The sequence below is a fragment of the Stenotrophomonas sp. 1337 genome, assembly GCF_031455455.1.
GTDB lineage: Bacteria > Pseudomonadota > Gammaproteobacteria > Xanthomonadales > Xanthomonadaceae > Stenotrophomonas > Stenotrophomonas indicatrix.
This window is the reverse complement of the sequence record NZ_JAVDSR010000004.1, coordinates 186,565-211,986: the sequence shown is the minus strand read 5'-3', so window position 1 is coordinate 211,986 and position 25,422 is coordinate 186,565. Positions and strand designations below refer to the sequence as shown.

Sequence of the window (25,422 nt, the reverse complement as noted above, 5' to 3'; positions counted from 1 at the left end):
GGGCCACGCCATGGAAACCCTCGACTATCGATTCGCCGGCACGACGCCCGTGCGCTTCCCCACCGATGCGGTGCTGGTGGGCGTACTGGCATCGGGCAACCTGGAAATCCTGCTGGAACCGGCCGACCTGGACGGTGCGATGACCGTGCGCATCATCACCGCTGCACGTGGCTTCGGCACGGTCTGGCAGGCGGTGATCGCCGACTTCGCCCAACGTCACCCCCTGCGCGATGTACGCGTGTCGATCAACGATGCTGGCGCTACACCGGCGGTGGTCAGCCTGCGCCTGGACCAGGCCGTCGAGACCCTGCTTGCCGGAGGCCAGCCATGACGCTCGCACAGCGCACCAGCTATTACGAAGCCGATGCCCGCGCGCGCATCGCCGCGCTGCTTGATGCAGGATCGTTCCGCGAATTTCTCGGCCCAGCCCAGCGCGCCATCAGCCCGCATCTGGCGCAGCTGGACCAGCCGGCCGCCTTCGACGATGGCATCGTCGTCGGTGAGGGACACCTGCACGGCAAGCACGTGCTGGTGGCCGCACAGCAGGGTGAATTCATGGGCGGCGGCGTGGGTGAGGTGCATGGCGCCAAGTTGACCGGCCTGCTGCGCCGCGCGGCGGACACCCATCCCGATGGCGTGCTGCTGCTGCTCGATACCGGCGGTGTGCGCCTGCATGAAGCCAATGCGGGATTGATCGCCATTTCCGAAATCATGCGCGCCACGCTCGGCGCGCGGGCCGCCGGGGTACCGGTGGTGGCGCTGATCGGCAGCGGCAACGGCGCCTTCGGCGGCATGGGCATCGTCGCCCGCTGCTGCAGTACGGTGATCATGTCCGAAGAAGGACGGCTGTCGCTGTCCGGCCCCGAAGTGATCGAGACCGTGCGCGGCGTGGAGGAATTCGATTCGCGCGACCGCGCATTGGTGTGGCGGGTGACCGGTGGCAAGCACCGCTACCTGATCGACCAGGCGCAGGTGCTGGTGCCCGATGCGATCAGCGCATTCGCCAAGGCCGCCTCTGATGCGCTGCAGCCAGACACCACCAGTGCCGACCCCGACGCGGCACTGGCCGCGCTGCAGGCACGCCACGCCGCGTTGAAGGCGCGCGTACAGGCGTGGGGCGACTGCAACGATGGCCTGCAGATCTGGGCACGCCAGGGCATTGCCGACCCGGAACGTCTGGCGCTGCTGGAAACCGATGCCTTCCTTGCCGCCACTGCGCACCGGAGCCTGCCATGAGCCTGCCATTGAATTCGCTGCTGGACGCACTGTTCCCGCGTGGCCATACCATCGCGGTGAACGATTCGGTACTGACCGGCACAGCGACCACCGACGACGGTGAGGTGACGGTGATCGGCACCACCGACAGGATCGAAGTCGGTGTGGACCACGCGCTGGTGCTGGCCGACACCGTGCTGGCCAGCACCGCTGCTCATCCGCAGCGTCCCATCGTGATGCTGGTCGATACCGCCGGCCAGCGGCTGGCGCGCCGCGATGAACTGCTGGGCATCAACGGCTACTTCGCCCACCTCGCACAGACCCTGGACCTGGCCCGCCGCCGTGGCGCGCGCCTGGTCACGCTGGTCTACGGCGAATCGGTCAGCGGCGGCTTCCTGTCGTTCGGGCTGATGGCCGACCTCATCCATGCCCTGCCCGATGCGCAGGTGCGGGTGATGGATCTGCGCGCGATGGCACGGGTGACCAAGCAGCCGTTGGAAAAACTGCAGGCGCTCAGCCTGACCTCGCCGGTGTTCGCACCGGGCGTGGAGAACTACGTGGCGATGGGCGCAGTGCAATCGCTGTGGGATGGCGATCTGGCGCATCACCTGCTGGACGCACTGCGTGCAGCCGTCGACGGTGACCATCGCGCTGCACTGGGCGCCGAACGGGGTGGCCGTACGCTGGCTGCGCAGGTAGCCACTGCTGTGAGCCAGGGCAATGCCTGAGCGGCCGGCCCGGCACACGCTGGTCTGGCTGTCGGCCGATGCCGATTGGCGGGCCGACCTGCCCGCGCACGAGCCGCGTCTTGCCGCCTGGTTCGCGCAGGGCTTCCCTGCAGTGGTGGCGCGTCGTGCCGCGGATGATGCCGATACGCGCCTGCGATTGGGCGTTCCGTTGCCACCGGCCGAAGGCAAGCAGCGCGTGTCGTTGCGCGTACCGCTGTGCGACGTCGCGCACATGCGCGCTCCGCCGGCGTTGAGCGAGCTGCTGGCAGCAGGCGACGCAGGTGTTCCACAGCCGTGGCAGGAATCACTCCACGACCTGCAGGCACTGGCCCCGGCCCGTGTGTTCGGCGCCTTCGCCTGGCAATGGCTGACCGCCCTGCCCTATATACATGAGCGTTCGGACATCGACCTGCTGTGGCAGGTGACCGATGCCGCACAGGCCGAGGCGCTGATCGCGCAGTTGCTGGCATGGGAGACCCGCCATCCGCATCGCCTTGATGGCGAGCTGTGCCTGCCAGATGGTGGCGCGGTGAACTGGCGCGAACTTGCCGGCCGCAGTCGCCAGGTGCTGGTGAAACGCCTTGATGGAGCCGCATTGGAAGCGCGTGATGCACTGTTCGCCACGCGCGAGGCGATCGCATGATCGCCGCCCCGAAGCCGTTGTTGGCACGCGACGCGGTGGTCGACAGCGCACGCCTGGGACGGCTGGCCATTGCCAGCCTGCACGCCGAACTGGCGTGCGCCCCGAAGCCGGGCCTGGTCACCCCGTTCGACAGCGGCAGCCATGACGACATGGATGCCGGCACTTTCCTGCGCAGTCTGTTCGCCCTGCGCCACTACTTCACGGCGGTGGCCAGGGCCGGTGCCGCGGGCGCCCCCTTCACAGTGCTGCGCGATCACGGTATTGCCGCTGAAGCGGCCATGCTGGCCGCCACCGGCGGCATCAACACCCATCGCGGTGCGATTTTCAGCCTTGGCCTGCTGGTGGCCGCTGCTGCTGAGCGCAGGCGCGTGCATGGCCATGCCGTGTCGGGCGCGCAGGTGTGCCTGGCGGTTCAGCAGTGGAAAGATGCGCTCATCGCTGCGCCGCTGGACCCGCACAGCCCGGGACAGCGCGCACGTGCGCGTCATGGGGTCTGCGGCGTACGCGAACAGGCTGCCGCCGGCTACCCGGTGCTGCGCGAGCTGGCCCTGCCTGCCCTGCGCCATGCGCTGGACAGCGGCCTGCCGCGCGACGCCGCGTTGTGCCAGACGCTGATGCAGCTGGTGGCACAGGTGGACGATCTGAACCTGCTGCATCGCGGCGGTACCGAGGGCCTGCGCTGGGCCCAACAACAAGCGGCCACATTCCTTTCCGCCGGTGGCGCCTTCGCGCCGGACTGGCGCATGCGCCTGCAGTCCATCGGCGATGCGTTCGTGAGGCGTCGGCTCAGCCCGGGTGGCAGTGCCGATCTGCTGGCCTGCGCATGGTTCCTGCTGCAGCAGGAGGGCGCATGAGCCTGGCCCTGCTCTGCCCCGGACAGGGTGCGCAGCATCCGGCGATGTTCGACCATGTGCGCGGCATGGCCGCTGCACGCGCGGTACTGGATGCGGCGAGCGACGCGCTGGGGCGCGATGTGTTCGCGGCCGCGGCCGACGACGACCGCTTCGACAACGCACAAGCGCAGCCGCTGCTGTGCGCCGCCAGCATCGCGCACTGGCATGCCCTGCGCGGCGCCGTGCCGGACCCGATCGTGGTGGCCGGGTACAGCATCGGCGAACTGGCGGCACATGCCATCGCCGATAGTTTCGACGTGACCACCTGCCTGTCCCTGTCGGCCCAGCGTGCACGATTCATGGACGCCGTCAGCCCGGTCGATGCCGGAATGCAGGCGGTGCTGGGGCTGGACCGACAGAATGTGCAGACATTGTGCGAAATCCACGGCACGCACGTGGCGATCGCCAACGGCACAGATCATTTCATCGTTGGCGGCACGCTGCCGGCACTGCGTGCGCTGGCCGCTGCCGCGCACGCACAGGGTGCCGAGGTGCGCGTGCTGCCGGTACATGTGCCGGCGCATACGCCACTGCTGTCGGCGGCGGTCGCACCGTTTGCCGCCGCACTGCAGGCCACCACGTTGCACGCGCCGCGCCTGCCGTTGCTGGCCGGCATCGACGCACGGCCGGTGCGCGACACCGCAGCGGTGGTGCACACGCTGTCCGCGCAGCTGACACAGACCATCGAATGGGCACAGGTGATGCGCCAGGCCTTCGAGCGCGGCGCACGGGTGTTCCTGCAGCTGGGCCCGGGCAACGCACTGGCACGCATGATCGCACCGGCCTATCCGTGCTGCGAGGTACGCGCGATCGAGGAATTCCAGAGCCTGGACGGCGCGGCGGCGTGGGTCCGCAGCGCGCTGCAGCGGCTTCAATAACGGGTTTGAGCAGTACGTAACGCGCAGTACGTAACAGGCCATACCCCGGGATGGCGGGCTTCCATCCGTGCAACACGCGAATCAGGTGTCTGGGAGGGCGCATGACTCCACAAATTGCAACGATCATCGGTCTGGTGATCATGTTCATCGTCGCCACCGCGATGCCGATCAACATGGGCGCCGTCGCCTTCGCACTGGCCTTCATCGTCGGCGGGCTCTGGGTCGACATGGGGGGCAAGGAGGTTCTCGCCGGCTTCCCGGGCGACCTGTTCCTGACCCTGGTCGGCATCACCTACCTGTTCGCGATCGCGCAGAAGAACGGCACCATCGACCTGCTGGTGCACTGGGCGGTGAAAGCGGTACGCGGCCATATCGTGGCCATCCCGTGGGTGATGTTCGTGATCACCGCCGTGCTGACCGCCTTCGGCGCGCTGGGCCCGGCCGCGGTTGCGATCATCGGCCCGGTCGCGCTGCGCTTTGCCAAGCAGTACAACATCAATCCGTTGATGATGGGCCTGCTGGTGATCCATGGCGCGCAGGCGGGTGGCTTCTCGCCGATCAGCGTGTACGGCAGCATCACCAATGGCGTGGTGCAGAAGGCCGGGCTGGAAGTCACCGAAATGGCGGTGTTCCTGACCAGCCTCGGCTTCAACTTCATGATGGCCACGATCTGCTTCTTCGCCTTCGGAGGCATCGCGCTGCTGCGTCGCGGTTCGATCACAGCTGCGGGCACGGTGGGCAACGCGGAGCTGGCGATGGCCGGTGGTCCGCAGGCTTCGTCGCGGCAGTTCGCCATCGAAGGCCACGGTGCGCTGGTCGCAGCCGGTGGTGGCACCCTGTCCAACGATCCGGTGGCACTGGATGCGGTGGGCCTGACCCGCGAGCGCTTGTTCACCCTGATCGGCCTGCTCGGCCTGGGTGTGGCCGCGTTGATCTACAACCTCAACGTCGGCCTGGTCTCGATCACCGTTGCAGTGGTGCTGGCCCTGCTGTCGCCGCAGAGCCAGAAGGGTGCGGTGGACGGCATCAGCTGGTCCACCGTGCTGCTGATCTGCGGCGTGGTCACCTACATCGGCGTGCTGGAACATGCCGGTGCCGTGGACTTCATCGGCCACGGCGTCTCCAGCATCGGCATTCCGCTGCTGGGCGCGCTGCTGGTCTGCTACGTGGGCGGCATCGTCTCCGCATTCGCCTCGTCGGCGGCGGTGCTGGGTGCCACCATTCCGCTGGCGGTGCCATTCCTGATGCAGGGCCATCTCAGTGCCGCAGGCGTGATCTGCGCGCTGGCGGTGTCCTCCACCATCGTCGATGTCAGTCCGTTCTCGACCAACGGCGCACTGGTGGTGGCCTCGGCCGCGAAGGAAGAACGCGAAACGCTGTTCCGCCGCTTCCTGGTCTACAGCGGCCTGGTGGTGGCATTCGGCCCGCTGCTGGCGTGGCTGGTGTTCGTGGTGCCGGGCTGGATGTAAATGCCTGCGGTAGTGCCGGTCGCTGGCCGGCAACCTCGTGGATCCGTCGAACGATCACGGGTTGCCGGCCAGCGGCCGGCACTACCTGGCGTTACACTTTCCGCATGGCCATCGCTCCCGCTCCGCGTCCTCCGAAGAAGCGCGCCCCTCTGTATGAGGAGGTGGCCGAACACGTGCGCGAGCGGATCTACGACTACCGCCTGCCGCCGGGCGAGTGGATCGACGAACCGGCGCTGTGCGAGGAACTGGCCATCAGCCGTACGCCCCTGCGCGAAGCGCTGAAGCTGCTCGCCGCCGAAGGCCTGGTGCAGATCGATGCCGGCCGCGGCGCACGGGTAACCCGGCTTACCCTGGAAGACCTCAACCAGCTGTTCCCGGTGATGGCGATGCTGGAAGGCCGATGTGCGCATGAAGCGGTCAAGCACATCGACGACGCCGGCGTGCAGCAGCTGGAAGACCTGCACGCGGCGATGGAAGCGGCCGCCGCCGAGGGCAACATCGCCGAGTACTACCGCAACAACTACCTCATCCACGAGACGGTGCAGCATTACGCCGGCAACCCGTGGCTGATCCGCATCACCCACGACCTGCACCGCATCCTGAAGATGCATCGCGGCCGCCAGCTGCTGGCGCCGGGCCGCACCGCACAGTCGCTGGCCGAACACCGCGAACTGATGGACTGCTTCCGCCAGCGCGATGCTGCAGCCGCCGAACGCACGATGGAACGCCACCTGCTCAGCCAGGGCCAGGCCTTGGCTGCGTATGTGGCCAGCGGCGGATTGTTGAACGTGCCTGCGCCGTTGCCGACCGAAGGCGGAAGCTGAGCTCATGGGATTGCCGGCCAGCGGCCGGCACTACCCCGGCGAGGCCCGGTCACGGTAGTGCCGGCCGCTGGCCGGCAACCTGGAATCTCTCCTCAATCGCCGCCGCCGCAGCTGCCGCCGTCTCCGCCCCCACCGCTGTCGCCACTGCTGCAGTCGGAACTGCTGTAGCTGTGGTGGCTGTTGCTGTCTCCGGAATAACCCCCGGAGAAATCGGCCGGTCCACCGCCGCTGCCATCGGCGCGCGCGGGCGAACCATCGGCGGTGGCCATCGCCATGCACACGATCGCGCCGACCAGTGGCAGCAGCCACACCACCAGCAGCTGCCCGGCGCGGCTGCTGGCGGGAAGGTCATCGCGGCCCAGCACCACGAAGCTGGCCACCAGGTTCAGCCCCAGCACCAGGGCAATCAGGACGAGGGTCACAGCCAGCATGGCGCAGCTCCTTGCGACGGGTTCGGGCCCGCAGACGATACCACCGCTGCCGGTTCGCCCTGCCTGTCATGAAGATGGGACAATGTGGGGCGCGCCGGCCTGCCCTCAGGGCCGCCGGCCCCCCTGCACCAGACGGAAGAAGAAGAACAACAACATGCTGAAAGTCATTTTCGATACCGACCCGGGCGTCGACGACGCGCTGGCTCTGCTGTACCTGCACAAGCACCCGCAGATCGACCTGATCGGCGTCACCACCACCTTCGGCAATGCCTCGGTGGAGTCGACCACCCACAACGCGCTGTACCTGAAGCAGGCCTGGGGCCTGTCCGCGCCGGTCGCGCGCGGCGCCGGCGGCCCGCTGCAGCCCGAAGCCAACCCGGAAGCCTGGCCGGTGCACATCCATGGCCACAACGGCCTGGGCAACCACCCGGTGCCGGAAGCGCTGGACGCAACCGCCGACAGCCGTCCCGCGCACCAGCTGATCATCGACCTGGTGCGCGCCCATCCGGGCGAAGTGACCCTGGTGGCGGTCGGCCGCATGACCAACCTGGCGCTGGCCCTGCAGCAGGCCCCGGACATCGCCGGCCTGGTGCGTGGCGTGGTACTGATGGGCGGTGCGTTCCACGTCAACGGCAACATCACCCCGGCGGCCGAGGCCAACATCTGGGGCGACGCGGAAGCGGCCGACATCGTGTTCACCGCCCACTGGCCGGTCACCGCGATCGGCCTGGACGTGACCACCCGCGTCGAGATGAACCGCGACGGCCTGGACAAGCTGGCCGCGATCGGCGGCGCCGATGCCGAACTGGTGCGCGCCCTGTCGCAGGACTACGTCGACTTCTATCTGCAGGCCGGCCACAAGGGCATGGTCGTGCACGACTGCTGCGCCTGCATCGCCCTGACCCGCCCGGAGCTGTTCCAGTTCGAGCGCGCCAGCGTGCGCGTGGCCACCGACGGCGTCGCCCGTGGCATGACCATTCCCAAGCCGGAAGGCATGGGCTTCGGCCCCAGCGTGTGGGACGGCCATGTCCTGCAGTCCATCGCCATCGGCGTGGATGCGGCCGCGGTGCTGGCCGACATCGAGCAGACCCTGAAGGTCTAAGCGCTCACTGCCCGCCCCGGGACACGGGGCGGGTCTTCGGCACGGTCTCCGGCAGCGTCCACAGCACCGGCAGCACCAGCACCGCCACCAGCGCGATCATCGCCCCCGGCGCCGCCGCCCAACCGCTGCGTTCCACCCACCATTGCGCCAACCACGGCGTCGCCCCGCCAAACACTGCGGTGGCCATGGTCACCCCCAGCGCCAGTCCACTGACCCGGCCCTCGCCGGGGAACTGCTCGGCCGTGGCCGGTGCCGCCACCGCACTGATACCGCCGGCCACACAGGCCAGGCTCACCGCTGCCAGCACGATGCCCAACCGCGCAGCAGAGGCCATCCAGCCGAACATCGACAGCGGCAGCAGCGCCGCCAGCACCGTCAGCCCCAGCAGCAGCGGTCGCCGCCCGAAGCGATCGGACAGCGCCCCGCACAGCGGGGTGATCGCGATCACCGCCACCGCTGCAATCGTCGACAGCCACAGCGCATCACCTTCGTCGTGTCCCTGCGCGTGCAGGAACGCCGGCACATACGTAATGCCCACGTAGTAGGTGATCGAACCCAGTGCGGAAATCGCGAACGTGCGCGCCACCGCACCAGGATGGTTGCGCAGCACGTGCCGCAGCGGCGTAGCCGGAATGCTGCCTTCGCGCCGCTGCCGTTCGAACTCGGGCGATTCGTGCATGCCTGAACGCGCGATCAGGATCACCATTGCCAGCGCCGCGCCGAACAAGAACGGGATCCGCCAGCCCCAGCTGTCCAGCTGCGGCGCAGGCAGCAGGGCCACGGTGAGCGCGGAGATGGCCACTGCCAGCAACGCGCCCACTTCGCTGGCCGCCGAGGCCAGCGAGGTGACCAGGCCACGTCGTCGCGCCGGCGCGCTTTCCAGAAGATAGGCGACCACGCCTGTGTATTCGCCGCCCACGGAGAAGGCCATCACGCAGCGCAGGATCAGCAACAGCACGCCAGCAGTCGCACCGGCGGTGGCCGCGGTCGGCAGCAACGCGGTGGCCAGCATGGCCGCGGCCATCAGTGCCATCGAGGCCAGCAGCATCCAGCGCCGACCGAGCCGGTCACCCAGGTGGCCGAAGCACAGCGCACCGAGCGGACGCATCAGGTAGGACACCGCGAACCCGGCCAGGGTGACCAGCATCGCCTCTTCGCCACCGCCGAAGAACACCCGCGACAGCACCGTGGCGAAGTACAGGTACAGGGTGAAGTCGTACCACTCCACCACCGTGGACAGGCCGGCCACCCACATCGAGCGCTGCCGTCCTGCGGTCATTGCGTGCTTTCCTTCATGGCCGCAGCGTGTCATGAAGGCGGTGACGATGCAGTAGATCCACGCCATGCGTGGATGGCCTGCCCCGCCAGACTTCAGGCCGGCAACTGCAACAGCGCCTGCAAACCGCCGCCCTCGCGATTGTGCAGCCGTAGAGAACCACCGAGCGATTGCGCCAGCTGCACGGCGATGGCCAGACCGAGCCCGGTACCGCCGGTATCCCGGTTGCGTGAGCTTTCCAGCCGATGGAAGGGCGCCAATACCGCCTGCAGCTGGTCTTCGGGAATACCGGGGCCACGATCGGAAATCCGAATCCACACCCTGCCCACCTCGTCGCGACCGGCATCAATCTCCGCGCTCCCGGCATAGCGCAAAGCGTTGTCGACCAGATTGCCGACCACCCGCCGCAGCGGTTGCGGCCACGTCTGCACGATCAGGCCGCTCGGGGCGCCACCACTGACTGGCTTGCCCACGTCCTGGTAATCGCCGACCACGCTGGACAGGAATGCCGCCAGATCCATTGCCACCGGCTCACCACTGGCCACATGGCTGCTGCGCGCGTACGCCACGCCTTCGCGTACCAGCTGTCCCAGATGGTCCAGATCGGCCAGCAGCCGTTGCTGGGTGGCGTCTTCAGGCAGCGTTTCCACCCGCAGCTTCATCCGCGTGATCGGCGTCTGCAGATCGTGCGAGATCGCCGCCAGGATCTGCAGGCGTTCACTGACATGACCCCGGATGCGGGCCTGCAGTGCGTTGAGTGCCGTTGCTGCGGTGCCTACCTCCGCGGGACCGTCTTCAGGCAGCGCCGGCCCGTCCTGGCCGGGCTGCAGGTGCTCCATCGCGTGCGACAGCTGTGCCAACGGCCGCATCGCCAGCCGCACCGCCAACCATGCGCACAGCAGCAGCAGCGCCAGCTGCGCCATCAGCACCAGCGGTAACCAGCGTGCCAGTGGCAGGCCGGACGGTGTGACCTCGATGGTCAGCGGCGTGCCGTCGTGCAGGCGCAGCTCCACTTCGAAGCGCTCGGGCATACGCGAGACCTGCCGCGCCTGCAGCGGATATCGATGCCGCAGACTGTCATCGATGATGCTGGTGACCTGCCGCGCACGATCAGTCTCCGGCGCAGGGCCGGCCGCGGCCGGGCGCAACAGATAGCGGTAGGTTCGCCGTTCCAGACGCGGCACCCACGCTTCGCGCTCGCTGGCGGGCAAGCGCTCCAGCAAGGCCACGCTTACGGCCACGTCCTCGTCGAGGTTGCGCAGCATCATGCTGCGGGTGGACTGGTAGCGCTCGTAGAACAGCAGGCCGAACGACAGCGCATGGGCCAGAGTCAGCCCACCCAGCAGCAACAGCAGCAGCCGCGCCGACAGCGTGCGCGGCCACGGCAGGCGGCGCGCCGCGGCGTTCATTCCTCCGGCCCCAGCAACTGCACCGGCACGCTGAACACATAGCCTTCGCTGCGCACGGTCTTGATGTAGGTCGGCTCACGCGCATCGTCGCCCAGGCGCTGGCGCACGCGGCTGACCAGCAGGTCGATCGAGCGGTCGAACAGCTCCGCATCGCGGCCCTGGGTGAGGCTGAGCAGCTGGTCGCGGCTGAGCACACGGTTGGCGTGGTCAAGGAACACGCGCAGCAGCCGGAACTCGGCGCCGCTGAGCGGATAGGCGGTGTCCTGAGCGTCCAGCAGGTGGCGGGCGGTGGTATCCAGGCGCCATTCGCCGAAGGCCAGCTGGCGGCCGGCTTCACTCACCTGCAGGTTCGGCGGCAGCATCTGCGTGCGGCGGATCACCGCGTTGATGCGTGCCAGCAGTTCGCGCGAGGAGAACGGTTTGGTCACGTAATCATCGGCGCCCATTTCCAGGCCGATGATGCGGTCGGTCTCATCATCGCGGGCGGTCAGCAGCACCACCGGCACGGCGCGGTGCTTGCCGGCCCGCAGGTTGCGGCACAGGCTCAAGCCATCCTCGCCGGGCATCATCACATCCAGCACCACCAGGTCCACCGCATGGGTGTCCATCAGCGCGCGCATCGCGCGGCCACCATCGGCCTGGCTGACGCGCAGGCCGTTGCGCTGCAGGTAGTCGGCCAGCATCTGGCGGATGTCGCTGTCATCGTCGACGACAAGGATGTGCGGTACGTGGTTCATCGTATTCTCTATCGAGGCAGGGGCGAAGCCGCGCGGCGCGGCCATGGTAGCGCGGCTCAAGGGCTGGCCAGCAGGCGCTGGATCTCGCTTTCGGTACGCGCATAGTCGCCTTCACCGTAGTGCCGGTAGACCACCCGCCCCTGCCGGTCGATCAGGTACAGCGCGGGCCAGAAACGGTTACCCCACGCGTTCCAGATCCGGTACTGGTTGTCCTGCACCACCGGCCAGGTGATATCCAGCCGGTGGATCGCACGGCGCACGTTCCCCGGCAGCCCTTCGTACGCGAATTCGGGGGTGTGCACGCCGATCACGTGCAGGCCCTGTTCCGCGTATCGGCGATGCCACTGGTGAACGTACGGCGCCACGTTGAGGCAGTTGCTGCAGGTGTAGGTCCAGAATTCGACCAGCACCACCTGCCCGCGCAGCTGCTGCAGGGTCAGCGGCGGGCTGTTGTGCCATGGCCCACCGCCGCTGAATCCCGCAGCGGGTGCGGCCTCGGCAGTCTGTGCACCGGCTTCGGGGCTTGGCCACGCAAGCAGCAGCGCAACGGCGCCGAGCAGGGACAGCAGCAGCGGCACGGTATAGGCACGAAGCGTGGCCATTGCTCAGCCCCCCTGCTCGGCCAGCGGCAGCTCGGCCGGCTTCACACCGGCAGCTTCCAGGATGCTGTCGGCCACCTGCGCGGGGTGCGAGAGCAGCGAGACATGGCTGCTGCCGATCGACTGCAGCTGCGCGCCAATGCGCTGCGCGGTGGCGACCTGCAGCTGCGGCGAGAGCATGCGGTCATCGCGGCTGACCACGTACCAGCTCGGCTTGCTGCGCCATGCCGCCGTGGTCACGGCCTCACCCAGCGCACTGGCCTTCAACGGCACCTGCGTGCTGTACAGCAGGGCGGCGGCCTTCTTCATCACGTCGGGTGCGAAATCCTGGGCGATGGCATCGGCCGGCAGGGTCAGGTAACCGTCTTTCTCCTGCAGGCGGGTCAGCCCGGGGCCGACCGGGAAGCCTTCGCCCTGCTCCGCGGAGGACTGGCCGACATCCGGTGCGAACGCGGCCACGTAGACCAGCGCCTGCACCTTGGGATCGTCGCCCGCTTCGGTGATGACCGTGCCGCCCCAGCTGTGGCCGACCAGCACCACCTTGCCGGGCGCGGCAGCGATCGCGCGACGGGTAGCGGCAACGTCATCGGCCAGCGAGGTGAGCGGATTCTGTACCGCCACCGCCGGCAGCTTCCAGGCATGCAGGGTGCCGATGACCTTGTTCCAGCTCGAGCCATCGGCGAAGGCGCCATGCACCAGGATGATGGTGGGCGGCGCGCCGGCATCGGCCTGCACGGCGAAGGCGGGGGTGGCGGCGCCGGCCAGGGCCAGGGCAGCGGCAAGCAGGGTGGTGCGGATCATGGGTGGCACTCCGGTGTTGGGAGTGGCCATTTCCGCGTGCCGGTGTATCGCTGCTGTTTCGCTGTGATGCCGAGTTGTACCGGACTGTAGGGCGGCGGCGGGTTCCTACAGTGGGATACATTCGGCCGCTGGGCATGCCCCGGCGCCATCGGGTGGATATCGTTCCCCGCACGCGGGCGCGCAACGCGCCGATGCGCCCCCGATGCGGCGTCTTTGTATCCAACTGTACGAAACCCCTGCCGCAGCCACAGTCGCTGACAAAACCCCGGGCATCGGCACACGTTGCCGATACCTGCGTGGCCCGAAATGGCCTCCATCGACCACCGGCCCGCAGGACACACCCATGATCAGCACCGCCTCCTCCCTCTACACCCCACGCCTGGATGCCGTCGGCCGCTGGCTTTCGCCGCTGGCCCTGCGCGCCCTGCTCGCCTGGGAATTCTTTGAATCCGGCCGCGAGAAGCTGGGCGGCCAGAACTGGTTCGCCGATCTGGAAGGCCGGTTCCCGTTCCCCTTCTCCACCCTGCCCGCCTCGCTCAACTGGCAGCTGGCCACCTGGCTGGAACTGGTGGGCGCGGTGATGCTGCTGCTGGGCCTGGCCACGCGCTCGGTGGCGTACATCTTCTGGGTGCTCACCATCGTGGCCATCGCCGCCGTGCACTGGCCCGACCAGTGGAACGGCCTGGATGAACTCTGGCGGGGCTATGCGATCACCGACCAGGGCTACGGCAACTTCAAGCTGCCGCTGCTGTTCCTGGCCATGCTGCTGCCGCTGATCCTCAACGGTGCTGGATCACTCAGCCTGGACCGTCTGCTTGCCAGCCCGCAACACGCCGCCGCAGACGATGACGGCCTCGGCTGGGGCAGCAGCCTGATCGCGCTGCTGCTGCCGATCGCCGCACTACTGCCCGGCGTCGGCTTCGGCGGTGCCCTGCTCGGCGCCGCGCTGTTGCTGGCCCATGTACTGCGCCGTCGCCGCAGCGCCTGATCCGCTTCCGCCCTTTCCCACCCTTCCTCGCATCGCATTCCGTCGCCTTCCAGCGGCGTCCATCCCGCACGCCCTGCGTGCACATCCCAAGGAGTCATCACCATGTCCGTCTCGACCAATAACACCTCTGCTTCCCGTCTGCCGCGCATCGGCGCCATCGGCATCGCCCTGGCCGGCGGCCTGCTGCTGGCCGGCCAGGCTGCCGCGATCCAGCCGCTGGCGATCAGTGCCGTGGCCATGAGCGCCGCCGCCGAAGGCAAGTGCGGTGAAGGCAAGTGCGGCGCCAACAAGGCCACCACCAGCAAGCCCGCCGGAAAGGCCAAGGTAGCCGAGGGCCAGTGCGGCGAAGGCAAGTGCGGCGACGCCTCGTTTGCCCGGACCGACCGTGACCACGACGGAAAGGTGTCGCGTGCCGAGTTCAATGCCGTGGCCGCCAAACGTGCCGCCGAATTCGACCGCATCGACACCGACCACGACGGTTACATCAGCGAGCAGGAAGCGCACGACTACCTGCGCAGCGTCTATACCGCCAATGGCAAGCCGATGCCGAAGGGCCTGTTCTCGCGCGTTGCCGACTGATTGCCCGCACCCGGTGCCGCCCTCGTGGCGGCACCTCATCCCGGAGTACCCACCATGTCCCTGCCTTTGCCTACCGCCAGTGCGGGCCTCGGCCTGCGCCGAGGCCTGATCGATGAACTGCTGGCGATGCCGGCCGATGCCATCGACTTCCTCGAATGCTCGCCGGACAACTGGATCGGCGTCGGCGGTGCACACGGTGCCGCGCTGCGCCAGCTGAGCGAGCGCCACCGCCTGACCTGCCACGGTCTTTCGCTGTCGCTGGGTGGCCCGGACCCACTGGACCGCACGCTGCTGCAACAGACCCGCGCTTTTCTCGACCTGCACCAGGTACAGCTGTACAGCGAACACCTGAGTTACTGCGCCGCCGGGGGCCACCTCTATGACCTGCTGCCGCTGCCGTTCACCGCCGAGGCCGTACGCCACGTTGCCGGTCGCATCGCCCAGGTGCAGGACAGCCTGGGGCGTCGTATCGCGGTGGAAAACATCTCCTACTACGCAGTGCCCGCTGCCGACATGAGCGAGATCGAGTTCATCACTGCCGTGCTTGCCGAAGCCGACTGCGACCTGCTGCTGGACGTCAACAATGTCTTCGTCAACGCTTGCAACAATGGCTACGACGCCTTCGATTTCCTGCGCCGCGTGCCGGCCCACCGCGTGGCCTCCCTGCATGTGGCTGGCCACTTCGACGAGGACGACGGCTTCAAGATCGACACCCACGGCGCGCCGGTGAAGGGTGTGGTCTGGGCCCTGCTACGCCAGGCCTATGCGCACGTAGGCGTGCGCCCCACTCTGCTGGAGCGCGACTTCAATTTCCCGCCGCTGGCCGAACTGCTGGCTGAAGTGCAACAGATCCGCAGGGCGCAGGCCGACGCCGAGTTGCCGGAGGTGGCCCATGGCTGAGTCCCTGGCCACGTTGCAGCGGCGCTGGGCCGACCATGTGCGCGATCCCTCGATGCCAGCACCCGATGGCATCGCGGCATGGCGGCTGGCGATCTACCGCCGCCTGTGCATCGACAGCCTGGACAACCTGCTGGCCGGCAGCCTGCCGCGCCTGCATCAACAACTGGGCGAAGCGCGCTGGCGTGGCCTGGTCGAGCACTACTACGCGTACCACGACTGCCACACCCCGCTGTTCCCGCAGATCGCCAGCGAGTTCGCTGCCTGGCTGGCGGCGCAGGACACGTTCGCGCTGCCCGGCTGGGCGGCGGAACTGGCGCACTACGAGAGCACGCAGCAGGCACTGCACATCGAAGCGCGTGATGCCGGGCATTCGTTGCACTCCATGCCTGCGGGCAGCGACGTGCTGGCGCTGTCGCCGCTGGTGCGGGTACTGGGCTACCAGTGGCCGGTGCATGAGGACGCCGGGCTGGACGATGCGCCCGCCAGCGAGCCGACACTTCTGCTGCTGCGTCGCCTGGCGGACGACCGCCTGCAGGTCGAGGAACTGGCACCGCTTGCATATGCGCTGTTGTCGTCATTTGGCAACGAGGGTGCGCGCGTGGACGACGCCCGGCAGGCGCTGGCTGAGGCGCATGGCGTGGCCACCGATGCACTGCGCGTGGTGACCGCGCCCTTGCTGGGCGAACTGTGCGCGGCCGGCGTGCTGGTCGCGCTGACCGGGTTCTGAAATTGCCGGCCAGCGGCCGGCACTACCTTTATCTGATTCGAGGTCTGACCATGGCTGTTTCCAACACTTCCTTGCTGCATGGCTGGCGCCTGTTCGTGGCCATCGCCGCAGTCCTGATCGCCTTTGCGCTGGCAGCCTTCGCTCTGCAACCGGATCTGGCCGAGGGCAGCCGCGCAGCGATCCGGGTCACTGCCCGCACGTCGTTCCTGCTCTTCCTGGCCGCGTTTACGGCATCGTCATTTGCCACCCTGCTGCCCGGGCCGACCACCCGCTTCCTGATGCGCGAACGCCGCATCATCGGCCTGTCGTTTGCGTTCTCGCATCTGCTGCATGCCTGCGCCATCACCGCGTTCGGCATTCTCAATCCGGCGTTCTGGCCAGCGCGCTCCGCCCTTGCCAATCTTCCCGGAACGATGGGTTACGTGGCCATCCTGGCGCTGGCCATCACCTCGCACCGGAGCATCGCCAGGCGCATGGGTCCAACCGCCTGGCGGCGACTGCACGTCACCGGCATGTGGGTCATCGCGGCGGTGTTCACCTATTCGTACTTCAAACGTGTACCCACGAACTTCTGGTATGCGGTGCCTTCGGCACTGCTGTTCACCGCCTTCGTGGTCCGCTGGATCGCCAAACGTGCTCAATCGCTGCGCCGCAGCGCCCACGCCCGTCCTTCCCTGCCAGCGGCCTGATCATCCCCAACCGGAGTTTGAACATGACAGTCTCTTCCTCTCGCCGCCGTGCACTGGTCATCGGCGGCTCACGCGGCATCGGTGCGGCCATTGCGCAACGCTTGGCCGTTGATGGCCATGACGTCGCCATCACCCACGTCTCGCGCCCCGATGGGGCGCAGGCATCGCTTGATGCCATCCGCGCGCACGGTGGCCGCGCGCTCGCCTTCCAGGCTGACAGCAGCGATGCCGATGCGTTGCGCCGGGCCGTGGCCGCCGCTGCGCAGGCCTTCGGTGGGTTGGATGTGCTGGTGGTCAATGCCGGCCTGTACCGGCATACACCGATCGACAGCGTGGATCTGCCTACGCTGGACCAGCTGCTGGCGGTGAACATACGTGGCGTGGTGCTGGCCATCCAGGCGGCCCTGCCGCATCTGTCCGGCGGTGGCCGCATCATCACCATCGGCAGCAACACTGCCGTGCGCAGTGGTTCGCCCGGCAGCAGCCTGTATGCGATGAGCAAGGCGGCGGTGGCCGCTCTGGTGCGCGAGCTGGCGCTGGAGCTGGCCCCCAGCGGCATCACCATCAACAACCTGCAACCCGGCCCGACTGCGACCGACATCACCGCCGGGCTGGATGAAAAGCTTGCTGCGCGGGTACCCCTGGGCCGCATTGCCCAGCCTGCCGAGATCGCGTCATTGGCCAGTTGGGTAGCGGGGCCGGAAGCGGGCTACATGACAGGCAGCAGCCTGACCATCGATGGAGGCTTCATCCTCTGAGCCGTTGCACGATCCCCCATCCCACACCCCACCGCATCACGGCGCCCGGCGCAGGGTGATCATCGTAATCTCCGACGGTACGCCGATGCGGGCCGGGAACCCGGCCCACAGGCCGGCACCGTTGCTCACGTACAGCGTCATGCCATCCACCGCGTAGCGACCGGAGACGAAGCCGCCGTTGGCGCGCTTCACCAGCTGGTCCATGCCGATGATCTGTCCGCCATGGGTGTGCCCGGACAGCTGCAGCTTCACCCCGCGTGCAGCGGCCTCGCGTGCATTGCGTGGCCGATGGTCGAGCAGGATCACCGGTGCGCTGGGGTCGGCACCGGTCAGGGCGGCCTCCAGGTCGGGCAGCGGCAGGCCATAGCGTGCGGCGACCGGGTCGGTGACGCCGGCGATGGTCAGTGCTGCCCCGCCACGGCGCACCTGGGTGTGGCTGTTTTCCAGCACCTGCATGTGCAGTGCACGGAAGGCCTGCATCCATTCGCTGTACTGCGCGTAGTACTCGTGATTGCCGGTAATGGCGATCACCCCGTCCGGCGCACGCAGGTCCGCCAGTGGGGTGTAATCGTTGCGGCGCGCCTGCACGCTGCCGTCGATCAGGTCGCCGGTGATCACCACCAGATCCGGTTGCAGTGCGTTGCTTGCAGCCACGACCTGGCGCACCCAGTCGCCGGTCAGCAGGCGACTGGCATGGATGTCGGTGAGCTGCAGCACACGGTAGCCATCGAAGGCCTGCGGCAGGCCGCTGATGGCCACCTCGATCTGCCGTGGCTTGGGTACGGCCATGCCCTGGCTGACACCGAAGGCACTGAGCAGCAGCGCCAGCACCGCGGCAGACGGGCGCAGCGCCTTGCTGCGCAGTACGCAAAGGGCGCGCGGTGCGCGCAGCAGGCGCGCGGCCAACAGGCCGGCGTCCAGCACCAGCAACGCCAGGGCCAGCAGCAGCACGGCGGTGGAACCGGTGGCCAGCGTGGCAATGGCCATCTTCGGAATTTCCGGGGAGGCCATCGTGCCCCAGAAGCTGGCGACGATGCGCAGCTGCACGGCAATGCCCACCAGCAGCACCGACAGCACCACCTTCGACCAGACAGGCAGGCGCAGCGGCCAGAACAGGCGCCAGGCCACATACAGGCCCATCAGAAAACCAATCGTACTCAGCACTACGACAATCCAGAACGGCGAACAGGCCCGCCATGGTGACGGCAGAAGATGGCAATGGATAGAGCCGGGCATGGGCCCAGCCCCGACATCGTCACGCTTCCGGCAGGCGTTCCACCCGCAACCGCGTGATGCGCCGCTTCTCCATCGCCAGCACGGTGATGCGGATCCCGGCCACCTCCAGCGTGTCGCCGATGTCGGGCAGGCGCCCCAGTTGCTCCAGCACCAGCCCGGAAATGGTCATGTAGTCCGCGCTGCGCGGCAGCGACACGCCGGCCAGCCGCTGCAGGTCGTCCAGGGTCAGCGCGCCGTCGGCGTCCCAGCAGTCCTCGCCCTGTGCAACCACGCCATAGCGCTCGTCCTGGGTATCGGCCAGATCACCGGCGATCGCCGCCAGCAGGTCGTTGGCCGTCACCAGGCCTTCCACGCTGCCGTACTCGTCCACCGCCACTGCCAACGGCACCGGGTGCTGGCGGATCAGCTCCAGGGCCTGCAACGCACTGGCGCTGGACAGCACGTACTGCGGCTCGCGCAGGTTGCCTTCCAGTTGCAGTGGCTTGCCCTGCAGCAGGTCGGCCAGCAGGTCACGGCTCTGCACCACGCCACGCAGGCTGTCCAGGTCGCCCTCGCCCACCAGCATCCGCGTATGCGGCGACGCCACCAGGCGTGCGACCACATCGTCGTGACCACGCGCCATGTCGATCCACTGCACGTCGGCACGCACCGTCATCACGCTCGATACCGGACGGTCGGCCAGGCCCAGCACACTGCGGATCATCTCGTGCTCGGCGGGCTGCAGGCGTTCTTCGGTGCTGCCGCGCTCATCGGCTTCATCTTCATCGTGGCCATTGGCCTGGCGCGCACCCAGCAGCCGCAGCACGGCATCGGCAGTACGCTGGCGGAACGGCTGGCGCTGCTCGTTGCGCTCGCGGTTGAAACGTATCCACTGGTTGAACGCTTCCACCAGGATCGAGAACGCGATGGCCGCGTACAGGTACCCCTTCGGAATCTTGTAGCCCAGGCCCTCGGCCACCAGGCTGAAACCGATCATCAGCAGGAAGCCCAGGCACAGCACCACCACGGTCGGGTGCTTGTTGACGAAGCGGGTCAGCGGCTTGCTGGCCAGCAGCATCAGCGCCATCGCGATGGTCACCGCCGCATACATCACGCCGAGGTTGTCGACCATGCCGACCGCAGTGATCACCGAATCCAGCGAGAACACCGCATCGAGCACCACGATCTGCGCCACCACCATCGCAAAGCTGGCATAGACCTTCTTGCCGTCCTCGTGATGCTCGCGGCCTTCAAGCCGCTCGTGCAGCTCCATCGTGCCCTTGAACAGCAGGAACAGGCCGCCGCCGAGCAGGATCAGATCGCGGCCGGAGAAGCTGTGCTCCAGCAGCGTGACCAGTGGTTCGGTCAGTTTCATGATCCAGGCCAACGCAGCCAGCAGCACCAGCCGCATCAGCAGCGCCAATGCCAGGCCGATCACACGCGCGCGGTCGCGCTGGTGCGGCGGCAGCTTGTCGGCCAGGATCGCGATGAACACCAGGTTGTCGATGCCGAGAACGATCTCCAGCACGACCAGGGTTGCAAGGCCCATCCATATCGAGGGGTCAGCCAACCATTCCATTTCAGGTCCGTTTCGTCAGTAAGGGAAAAGTGGTGCGGTGCAGGCGTGCGGCGCGGCCAGGCTCAATCCGCATCCTGCGCCTGCGCAGGGTCATGCCCGAGCAGGTCGCCAGGGCTGCATTGCAGTTCGCGGCAGATCGCATCGAGGGTGGAAAAGCGGATCGCGCGTGCCTTGCCGGTCTTCAGGATCGACAGGTTGGCCAGGGTGATGTCGATGCGCCCGGCCAGCTCGGACAAGGTCATGCCGCGCTGCTGCAGCATGCGGTCGAGGGTGATGACGATCGCCATCAGATCATGCTCATCAAATCACACCGTCCAGATCGTCGCGCATCGCTGCGCCAACGGTGAACACCCGCGCCAGCACGAACAGCATCAGTACGGCCACCAGGCCGGTGATCGACATGCCACCGCCAACTTCCATCCACGCAAAGTCCGGCCCCATCCAGCTGGCATACAGACCGATCACGATGGACAGCACCTCCATCGCCAGCATCAGCCAGGCCATGCGTTGCAGGCGTACAGCATTGGCATGGGTGAAGGGGCGTTCGTTGGCCGCAGAACGCAGCAGCCGCGCCAGGTGGCGCAGGAACACCAGGCACAGCACCAGCAGCGCGACGATGGCGACCAGGCCCACGCAGAAATGCAGGAACAGATGCGAACCGTGCACGGCCGCGGCCTGCGCGTCGTGCACGCTGTCCAGCAGCCAGTTGCGGTCGTAGGCCACCAGCGGCACCGCCAGCAGCGCGGCCAGGATGCCCAGCCAGCACATCGCGCGCACCGCCTGCACGGCGGTCTGGGCCAGGGTGAACAAGCCGCGCGCAGGAAGGGCGCGGGCGGGACGAGCGGTCAAGCAGCCTCCGATGTGGAGCGGCCCTGCCGCCCCGGGGTCGATTTATCGATAAACGATATATCACATCCCCGGGCTGTTGGCTGAATCGCGTGTACTCCGGCAGCGCTACCGGGCGGGTGCCGGTGCAGGCGGCGCGGCCTGTTCGCGCATCGCTTCGCCCGGCGTGGCCGAGGCCATCGCCTGCACCCCGGCCTCGGCGGCCTGCCGGGTGACCAGCCGGAAGCGCACGCGCAGCTTGCTTTCGCCCGGCGTTGCCCAACCGTACTGGATCGCCACCTGGTCGCCGGACAATGGACCGCGCGATGGCAGCGAGCGGATCTGCAGCGGCTTCGGTGCGGCCTGCATCAGCCGCGCGAAGCCCTTCTGCACTACCGCCGGGTCGGCCTTCTCGGCATACACGGTGCAGGTGCCATCATCGGCCCAGCTGACCGCGTAGCGGCCACTGGCCAACGGCACCATCCATGCCATGCCCGGCTGGCCCTGCAGCAGCGTAGCGGCCTCGGCCGGCTGCAGCGGCGTCAGGCCATTGGCATCCATCAGCGACTGCAGCCGCGCCGGCGCGCCGATGTGCTGCATGCAGGCAGTGTCGAAGAGTTCGCTGAAGGGATCCTGCGCTGTTGCCTTCGGCGCACGCGCAGGCTGGGCCATCACCACGATCGGCAGCAGCAGGCCAGCGATCAGCCAGGGCGCAGGGCGCATCGGAACTCCACGGAACGGAAAACAGCGGGGAGGATGACAAAGCCGGGAGGCAGTACGCAACGGGCACGCCCGCGCTTGACATCACCTGCCACCAAGGGGAACATCAGTTAACGAATTAGTTAACTGCAACCATGGACCGCATCTTCGAAGCCCTGGCCTCCACCGCACGCCGGCAGATCCTGGCCTACCTCAGCGCCGGCGAGCTCAGCGCCGGCGAGCTGGCCGAGCGCTTCGATTTCAGCAAGCCGGCACTCTCCAGCCACCTGCGCATCCTGGAAGACGCTGGCCTGATCGAACGCGAGAAGCGCGGCCAGTTCGTGTACTTCCGGCAGGTGCCCGACCGCCTGGCCAACACGCTGTTTTCCTGGGCTGCCGAAGTCTGTCCGGTCGGCGGCCCGCTGAAGCGCGAAGCGCGCGCACGCCGCAAGACACCCGCCCGCTGAGGAGCACTGCGATGCCCGGTTCGACCCGCACCAGCCGTTCGTTCCCGAGTATCCAGCTTCCGGCACACGACGGTGGTGGCCCGGTGGAAGTCACCCTCATCGCGCAGCTCGGCATCGGTGCCGGCGATGCGCTGGTAAGCGATGCCAGCCAGCGCCAACGTCACCACCCGGCCTTCATCGATGCGCTGGACGAGCCCTCGGCACGGCTGGGTGGCATGCACCTGCAGCACGGCGATCCGTCATCGCTGTACAGCTTCGTGGTGGGTGCCGGCGGCCATCCCTTCCACCGCCATGCCGGGCCGCGCATGTTCACCGCCATCGCCGGCAGTGCCGGTGCCGAGCTGCGGTTTGCCAGCGCATCCGATCAGCAGCTGGCGGACGATCCCTCGCACTTCCTGCAATCGCTGCGTCGTGTCCGCATCCCGCCCGATTGCCTGTTCACCGTGCGCTTTGGTGGTGGCACCTGGCACCAGTTCGCCTCGAACAGTCCGGCCCACCCTGCCCTGTTCGCGCTCTCGTGCCACAGCAATGAGCTGGCCGGGGCGATGAGCGCGCAGGCGCGCGCACTGGCACAGGCAAACGCCGCGGACATTCCCAGCCTGACCGACGTGCTGCCAGCAGCGCACTGGCCCAGCGCAACCACACTTGCCGCCACGCCGTTGCTGCAACTGTCACTGCAGGCGGCAGCGCCCAGCCTGCGCGCACGCCTGTGCGTGCAGACGCGCACGTTGCTGGGGCCGCTGCGTCGCTTCAGCCTGGAGCCACTGCGCGGATTCGTGGAGCGGGCGACGCCGGCGTACCCGGTCTGCAGCAGCGCGTCGTCGCCTTCAGCGGGAATGCTCGCCAGCGCCCTGCCGCACGGTCACTACAACGACACGACCACGCTGACCCTGCACGGCGGGCAGACCCGCCATCGATCGGCCTCCGCCCTGCTGGCCGACATACTGGACGGGTTCCTGCGCAACCCGCCGGCGGGCGTCGGCCGCTTGATGGCCCTGCGCAATCGTCTGGTTGCACCACTGCGTCTGCGCACCTCGCCGCTGGGCTGCCCGGTGTCGTCGCTGCTGTCCACCGATCGCAGCCGCGTGTTCGGCGGACGTTTCCCGGTGCTGGATGCCCAAGTAGATGCGGAAGACCGGTGTGCCGAAGTGCTGCTCGGCGCAGACGACCGCCATCTCCGCTTCCGCAGCAGCGTGCGCGTGCAGTTCTGCGAGGACGGCCAGGTCCAGATCAGCCTGGGCTCGCGCGTGCAGACGCTCAATGCGTTTGGCCGCTTCTACATGGCCATGATAGACAGCGCCCATCGCCATTACGTGGCCCCGGCACTGCTGCGCCGCGCCGTTGAACATGCGCTGGCACCGGAACTGGCCGCGTGGTCCGGCACGCCTGTACATTCCTGAGCTGCGGCAGCACTGTGCAGGGGCCCTGTGCGGCCCCCGCGATCAGACCACGATCTCGCCTTCGTCCTCGCCATCCCAGTAATGGATGCGGCTGGCGTGTACGTGGATCAGCACCAGACCCGGCGTATCCACGCCCTGCTCGAACCACCGCTCCAGGTCCTTCACCCAATGCTGGGCCATCGTGGCGCGATCGCGGATCAGCGCTGCCCTGCCCTGCACGTGCACGAACAGCGGTGGCTTGCCCAGCAGCGACTTGCTGCCGGTCAGGCCCAGCGCCACGTTCGGGTCGGCGCTGATCTCGCGCACCATGTCGGTGTTTTCCATGGTGAAGAACCAGCTGTCGCCGTCGTAGTCCACATCGCCGTTGTTGCTCATCGGGCGGCCAGCAATCTGGCCACCGGCATGGGTCTGCAGCATGGTGAAATCGATGCCGGCCATTTTCTTGGCCAGTTCGGGAAGGGTGAGCGTGGTCATGGGCAGTTCCTTCAACAGATGGGTGTCCAGCGTCTGCCCGACGCGGTGACCGATACGTGGATGGCTGCTGGCGCCTTCTTCACGCAGTGGCCGCAGTTGGCATTCCCGCGTGCAGCGCCCCCGCGCCGCGGTGACCGTCACTCATCAGCGCGGATAGCGGAACACCAGGTCATCCGGATCGCTGCGCACCGCCTGCGCATCCAACACGCCGCCGAGGCGGACCGCCACTGCCTGCGAGGCGTGGTTGTTCGCTGCCATGTAGCTCACCAGCGTCGGCAATCCGCGCACCACGAACGCCCAATCACGCAGCGCCGCCGCCGCTTCGCTGGCGAAACCCTGCCCTTCCTGCCCGGCATACAGCAACCAGCCCAGTTCCTGTTCCGGAAACAGCGGGCCATGGTTGATGCCGACCTGGCCGATGCACTCGCCCGTGTCGCGGCGCTCGATCATCAACGCGCCGTGGCCGAACAGATGCCAGCTGGCCAGGTCGTGGCAGAACTGCCCCCACGCGGCGACCTCAGCGAACGGCCCGCCCATGCCGCGCGCTCGGGGCGACGCCAGGAACGCGGCATACACCGGGAAGTCATCCAGGCATTGCGCGCGCAGGCGCAGGCGCGGTGTCTCCAGCACAGGGATGTGGATCATGCGTGTGCCAGTCAGTACACGGCCAGGAAGCCGCAGCCGCGGCGTTGTGGTTGGCCCTCGACAGTCACCTGCACGCTGGCCGACGTATCCACGCCTTCGGCGTTGCGGCAGGGCTCGCGCTTGATCTCGACGATGGTGGGCTGCTTGCCCAGCTCACCGTTGAGTACCGTCAACGAACTGGGCGCACCGGCCGGCTGGCCGAGGTAGCGCAGCATTCCAGCGCTGCTGCGGCCAGCAACGGTGAGCGTGGCATCGTGGTTGCCCTTGCCGGTGGAGGCGATCTCGATGGACCAGCCGGCGCCCCCGCCGGTGAAGGCAGGCACCGGGCTGGCATCAGCGGCGATCGACGGATGACGTGGCGCATCGGCGCCCGGATCGGGCCGCGGTGTGCTGCTGGCGCAGCCAGCGAACAGGCCCGCCAGCAGCGTGGCAGTCACAACGGAACGCAGGGTCATGGCGTACTCCTGGGACG

At 67.9% G+C, this 25,422-nt stretch carries 31 protein-coding genes; 17 read left to right on the top strand and 14 right to left on the bottom strand.

The features are described 5' to 3' along the window. The first annotated feature begins 10 nt into the window (after positions 1-10). From mdcC to J2X70_RS08440, 8 genes are all read left to right on the top strand, one after another. The gene (gene mdcC / locus J2X70_RS08475) at positions 11-331 is read left to right on the top strand and encodes a malonate decarboxylase acyl carrier protein (RefSeq protein ID WP_032975933.1); all 321 of its coding nucleotides are present in this window, start codon (positions 11-13) and stop codon (positions 329-331) included. Then, a complete protein-coding gene (locus J2X70_RS08470; protein WP_309909887.1) occupies positions 328-1,236 on the top strand; it encodes a biotin-independent malonate decarboxylase subunit beta in 909 nt (302 codons plus the stop codon). The genes mdcC and J2X70_RS08470 overlap by 4 nt, the downstream gene beginning before the upstream one ends. Positions 1,237-1,238: 2 nt before the next feature. Beyond that, positions 1,239-1,943 carry a biotin-independent malonate decarboxylase subunit gamma gene (mdcE, locus tag J2X70_RS08465; RefSeq protein ID WP_088101600.1) on the top strand — a complete coding sequence of 235 codons (705 nt, stop codon included), beginning with the start codon at positions 1,239-1,241 and terminating at the stop codon, positions 1,941-1,943. Continuing rightward, positions 1,936-2,586, top strand: coding sequence for a malonate decarboxylase holo-[acyl-carrier-protein] synthase (mdcG, locus tag J2X70_RS08460; RefSeq protein WP_105163623.1), 651 nt, complete (start codon positions 1,936-1,938; stop codon positions 2,584-2,586). Before mdcE ends, mdcG begins: the two co-directional genes overlap by 8 nt. Next, positions 2,583-3,440: a triphosphoribosyl-dephospho-CoA synthase MdcB gene (gene mdcB / locus J2X70_RS08455; protein WP_263929546.1), complete on the top strand. Its 858-nt coding sequence runs from the start codon at positions 2,583-2,585 to the stop codon at positions 3,438-3,440. Before mdcG ends, mdcB begins: the two co-directional genes overlap by 4 nt. Further along, entirely contained in the window at positions 3,437-4,357 is a 921-nt protein-coding gene (gene mdcH, locus J2X70_RS08450; RefSeq protein WP_059063421.1) for a malonate decarboxylase subunit epsilon, read from the top strand. The genes mdcB and mdcH overlap by 4 nt, the downstream gene beginning before the upstream one ends. A gap of 101 nt (positions 4,358-4,458) precedes the next feature. Then, positions 4,459-5,826, top strand: coding sequence for an SLC13 family permease (locus J2X70_RS08445; protein WP_032975926.1), 1,368 nt, complete (start codon positions 4,459-4,461; stop codon positions 5,824-5,826). A gap of 104 nt (positions 5,827-5,930) precedes the next feature. Next, positions 5,931-6,650, top strand: coding sequence for a GntR family transcriptional regulator (locus tag J2X70_RS08440; RefSeq protein WP_032975925.1), 720 nt, complete (start codon positions 5,931-5,933; stop codon positions 6,648-6,650). Positions 6,651-6,742: 92 nt separating this feature from the next. On the opposite strand, the gene J2X70_RS08435 is transcribed toward J2X70_RS08440, so the two are convergent. Next, positions 6,743-7,081: a hypothetical protein gene (locus tag J2X70_RS08435; protein WP_088101548.1), complete on the bottom strand. Its 339-nt coding sequence runs from the start codon at positions 7,079-7,081 to the stop codon at positions 6,743-6,745. Positions 7,082-7,235: 154 nt separating this feature from the next. Between J2X70_RS08435 and J2X70_RS08430 the strand changes: the two genes are divergently transcribed. Next, entirely contained in the window at positions 7,236-8,183 is a 948-nt protein-coding gene (locus J2X70_RS08430) for a nucleoside hydrolase (RefSeq protein ID WP_223484862.1), read from the top strand. A 4-nt stretch (positions 8,184-8,187) separates the two neighbouring features. Here the strand turns inward: J2X70_RS08430 and J2X70_RS08425 are convergent, their stop codons facing one another. From J2X70_RS08425 to J2X70_RS08405, 5 genes are all read right to left on the bottom strand, one after another. Continuing rightward, entirely contained in the window at positions 8,188-9,462 is a 1,275-nt protein-coding gene (locus tag J2X70_RS08425; protein WP_309909882.1) for an MFS transporter, read from the bottom strand. 92 nt (positions 9,463-9,554) lie between these two features. Continuing rightward, positions 9,555-10,868 (bottom strand): HAMP domain-containing sensor histidine kinase, encoded by a 1,314-nt coding sequence (locus J2X70_RS08420; RefSeq protein WP_099842097.1) that lies wholly within the window; start codon positions 10,866-10,868, stop codon positions 9,555-9,557. Continuing rightward, positions 10,865-11,605, bottom strand: a complete 741-nt coding sequence (locus tag J2X70_RS08415) for a response regulator (RefSeq protein ID WP_025873908.1) — start codon at positions 11,603-11,605, stop codon at positions 10,865-10,867. Before J2X70_RS08415 ends, J2X70_RS08420 begins: the two co-directional genes overlap by 4 nt. A gap of 56 nt (positions 11,606-11,661) precedes the next feature. Then, entirely contained in the window at positions 11,662-12,207 is a 546-nt protein-coding gene (locus J2X70_RS08410; RefSeq protein ID WP_025873909.1) for a redoxin family protein, read from the bottom strand. Between the two features lie 3 nt (positions 12,208-12,210). Then, entirely contained in the window at positions 12,211-13,005 is a 795-nt protein-coding gene (locus tag J2X70_RS08405; RefSeq protein WP_309909878.1) for an alpha/beta hydrolase, read from the bottom strand. Between the two features lie 343 nt (positions 13,006-13,348). On the opposite strand from J2X70_RS08405, the gene J2X70_RS08400 reads away from it, so the two are divergent. The 6 genes from J2X70_RS08400 (at position 13,349) to J2X70_RS08375 (ending at position 17,646) form a co-directional block, all read left to right on the top strand. Further along, the gene (locus tag J2X70_RS08400) at positions 13,349-13,993 is read left to right on the top strand and encodes a DoxX family protein (RefSeq protein ID WP_301864242.1); all 645 of its coding nucleotides are present in this window, start codon (positions 13,349-13,351) and stop codon (positions 13,991-13,993) included. Positions 13,994-14,095: 102 nt separating this feature from the next. Continuing rightward, entirely contained in the window at positions 14,096-14,572 is a 477-nt protein-coding gene (locus J2X70_RS08395; RefSeq protein WP_025873912.1) for an EF-hand domain-containing protein, read from the top strand. 54 nt (positions 14,573-14,626) lie between these two features. Then, positions 14,627-15,472, top strand: coding sequence for a DUF692 domain-containing protein (locus J2X70_RS08390; RefSeq protein ID WP_033830593.1), 846 nt, complete (start codon positions 14,627-14,629; stop codon positions 15,470-15,472). After that, positions 15,465-16,199: a putative DNA-binding domain-containing protein gene (locus tag J2X70_RS08385; RefSeq protein ID WP_218788899.1), complete on the top strand. Its 735-nt coding sequence runs from the start codon at positions 15,465-15,467 to the stop codon at positions 16,197-16,199. Before J2X70_RS08390 ends, J2X70_RS08385 begins: the two co-directional genes overlap by 8 nt. A gap of 50 nt (positions 16,200-16,249) precedes the next feature. After that, positions 16,250-16,888: a ferric reductase-like transmembrane domain-containing protein gene (locus J2X70_RS08380; protein ID WP_309909963.1), complete on the top strand. Its 639-nt coding sequence runs from the start codon at positions 16,250-16,252 to the stop codon at positions 16,886-16,888. Positions 16,889-16,911: 23 nt separating this feature from the next. Then, positions 16,912-17,646, top strand: coding sequence for an SDR family oxidoreductase (locus J2X70_RS08375; RefSeq protein ID WP_025873916.1), 735 nt, complete (start codon positions 16,912-16,914; stop codon positions 17,644-17,646). A 36-nt stretch (positions 17,647-17,682) separates the two neighbouring features. Here the strand turns inward: J2X70_RS08375 and J2X70_RS08370 are convergent, their stop codons facing one another. From J2X70_RS08370 to J2X70_RS08350, 5 genes are all read right to left on the bottom strand, one after another. Next, a complete protein-coding gene (locus tag J2X70_RS08370) occupies positions 17,683-18,819 on the bottom strand; it encodes a metallophosphoesterase (RefSeq protein WP_218789457.1) in 1,137 nt (378 codons plus the stop codon). 82 nt (positions 18,820-18,901) lie between these two features. Beyond that, the gene (locus J2X70_RS08365) at positions 18,902-20,440 is read right to left on the bottom strand and encodes a TerC family protein (RefSeq protein ID WP_025873918.1); all 1,539 of its coding nucleotides are present in this window, start codon (positions 20,438-20,440) and stop codon (positions 18,902-18,904) included. A 62-nt stretch (positions 20,441-20,502) separates the two neighbouring features. After that, the gene (locus tag J2X70_RS08360; RefSeq protein ID WP_025873919.1) at positions 20,503-20,727 is read right to left on the bottom strand and encodes a helix-turn-helix transcriptional regulator; all 225 of its coding nucleotides are present in this window, start codon (positions 20,725-20,727) and stop codon (positions 20,503-20,505) included. 13 nt (positions 20,728-20,740) lie between these two features. Then, entirely contained in the window at positions 20,741-21,208 is a 468-nt protein-coding gene (locus tag J2X70_RS08355) for a DUF2975 domain-containing protein (protein ID WP_309909961.1), read from the bottom strand. Between the two features lie 186 nt (positions 21,209-21,394). Then, positions 21,395-21,988 (bottom strand): hypothetical protein, encoded by a 594-nt coding sequence (locus tag J2X70_RS08350; protein ID WP_099842091.1) that lies wholly within the window; start codon positions 21,986-21,988, stop codon positions 21,395-21,397. A 131-nt stretch (positions 21,989-22,119) separates the two neighbouring features. On the opposite strand from J2X70_RS08350, the gene J2X70_RS08345 reads away from it, so the two are divergent. Beyond that, positions 22,120-22,431, top strand: coding sequence for a metalloregulator ArsR/SmtB family transcription factor (locus tag J2X70_RS08345; RefSeq protein ID WP_025873922.1), 312 nt, complete (start codon positions 22,120-22,122; stop codon positions 22,429-22,431). Positions 22,432-22,442: 11 nt separating this feature from the next. Next, positions 22,443-23,831: a DUF2867 domain-containing protein gene (locus J2X70_RS08340; RefSeq protein ID WP_309909871.1), complete on the top strand. Its 1,389-nt coding sequence runs from the start codon at positions 22,443-22,445 to the stop codon at positions 23,829-23,831. Positions 23,832-23,873: 42 nt separating this feature from the next. On the opposite strand, the gene J2X70_RS08335 is transcribed toward J2X70_RS08340, so the two are convergent. The 3 genes from J2X70_RS08335 to J2X70_RS08325 all read right to left on the bottom strand — a co-directional run bounded on the left by J2X70_RS08335 (position 23,874) and on the right by J2X70_RS08325 (position 25,405). Further along, the gene (locus J2X70_RS08335; protein ID WP_025873924.1) at positions 23,874-24,305 is read right to left on the bottom strand and encodes a pyridoxamine 5'-phosphate oxidase family protein; all 432 of its coding nucleotides are present in this window, start codon (positions 24,303-24,305) and stop codon (positions 23,874-23,876) included. A gap of 144 nt (positions 24,306-24,449) precedes the next feature. Then, a complete protein-coding gene (locus tag J2X70_RS08330; RefSeq protein WP_059063390.1) occupies positions 24,450-24,950 on the bottom strand; it encodes a GNAT family N-acetyltransferase in 501 nt (166 codons plus the stop codon). A gap of 11 nt (positions 24,951-24,961) precedes the next feature. Continuing rightward, positions 24,962-25,405 carry a hypothetical protein gene (locus tag J2X70_RS08325; protein WP_248150573.1) on the bottom strand — a complete coding sequence of 148 codons (444 nt, stop codon included), beginning with the start codon at positions 25,403-25,405 and terminating at the stop codon, positions 24,962-24,964. Positions 25,406-25,422 lie beyond the last annotated feature (17 nt).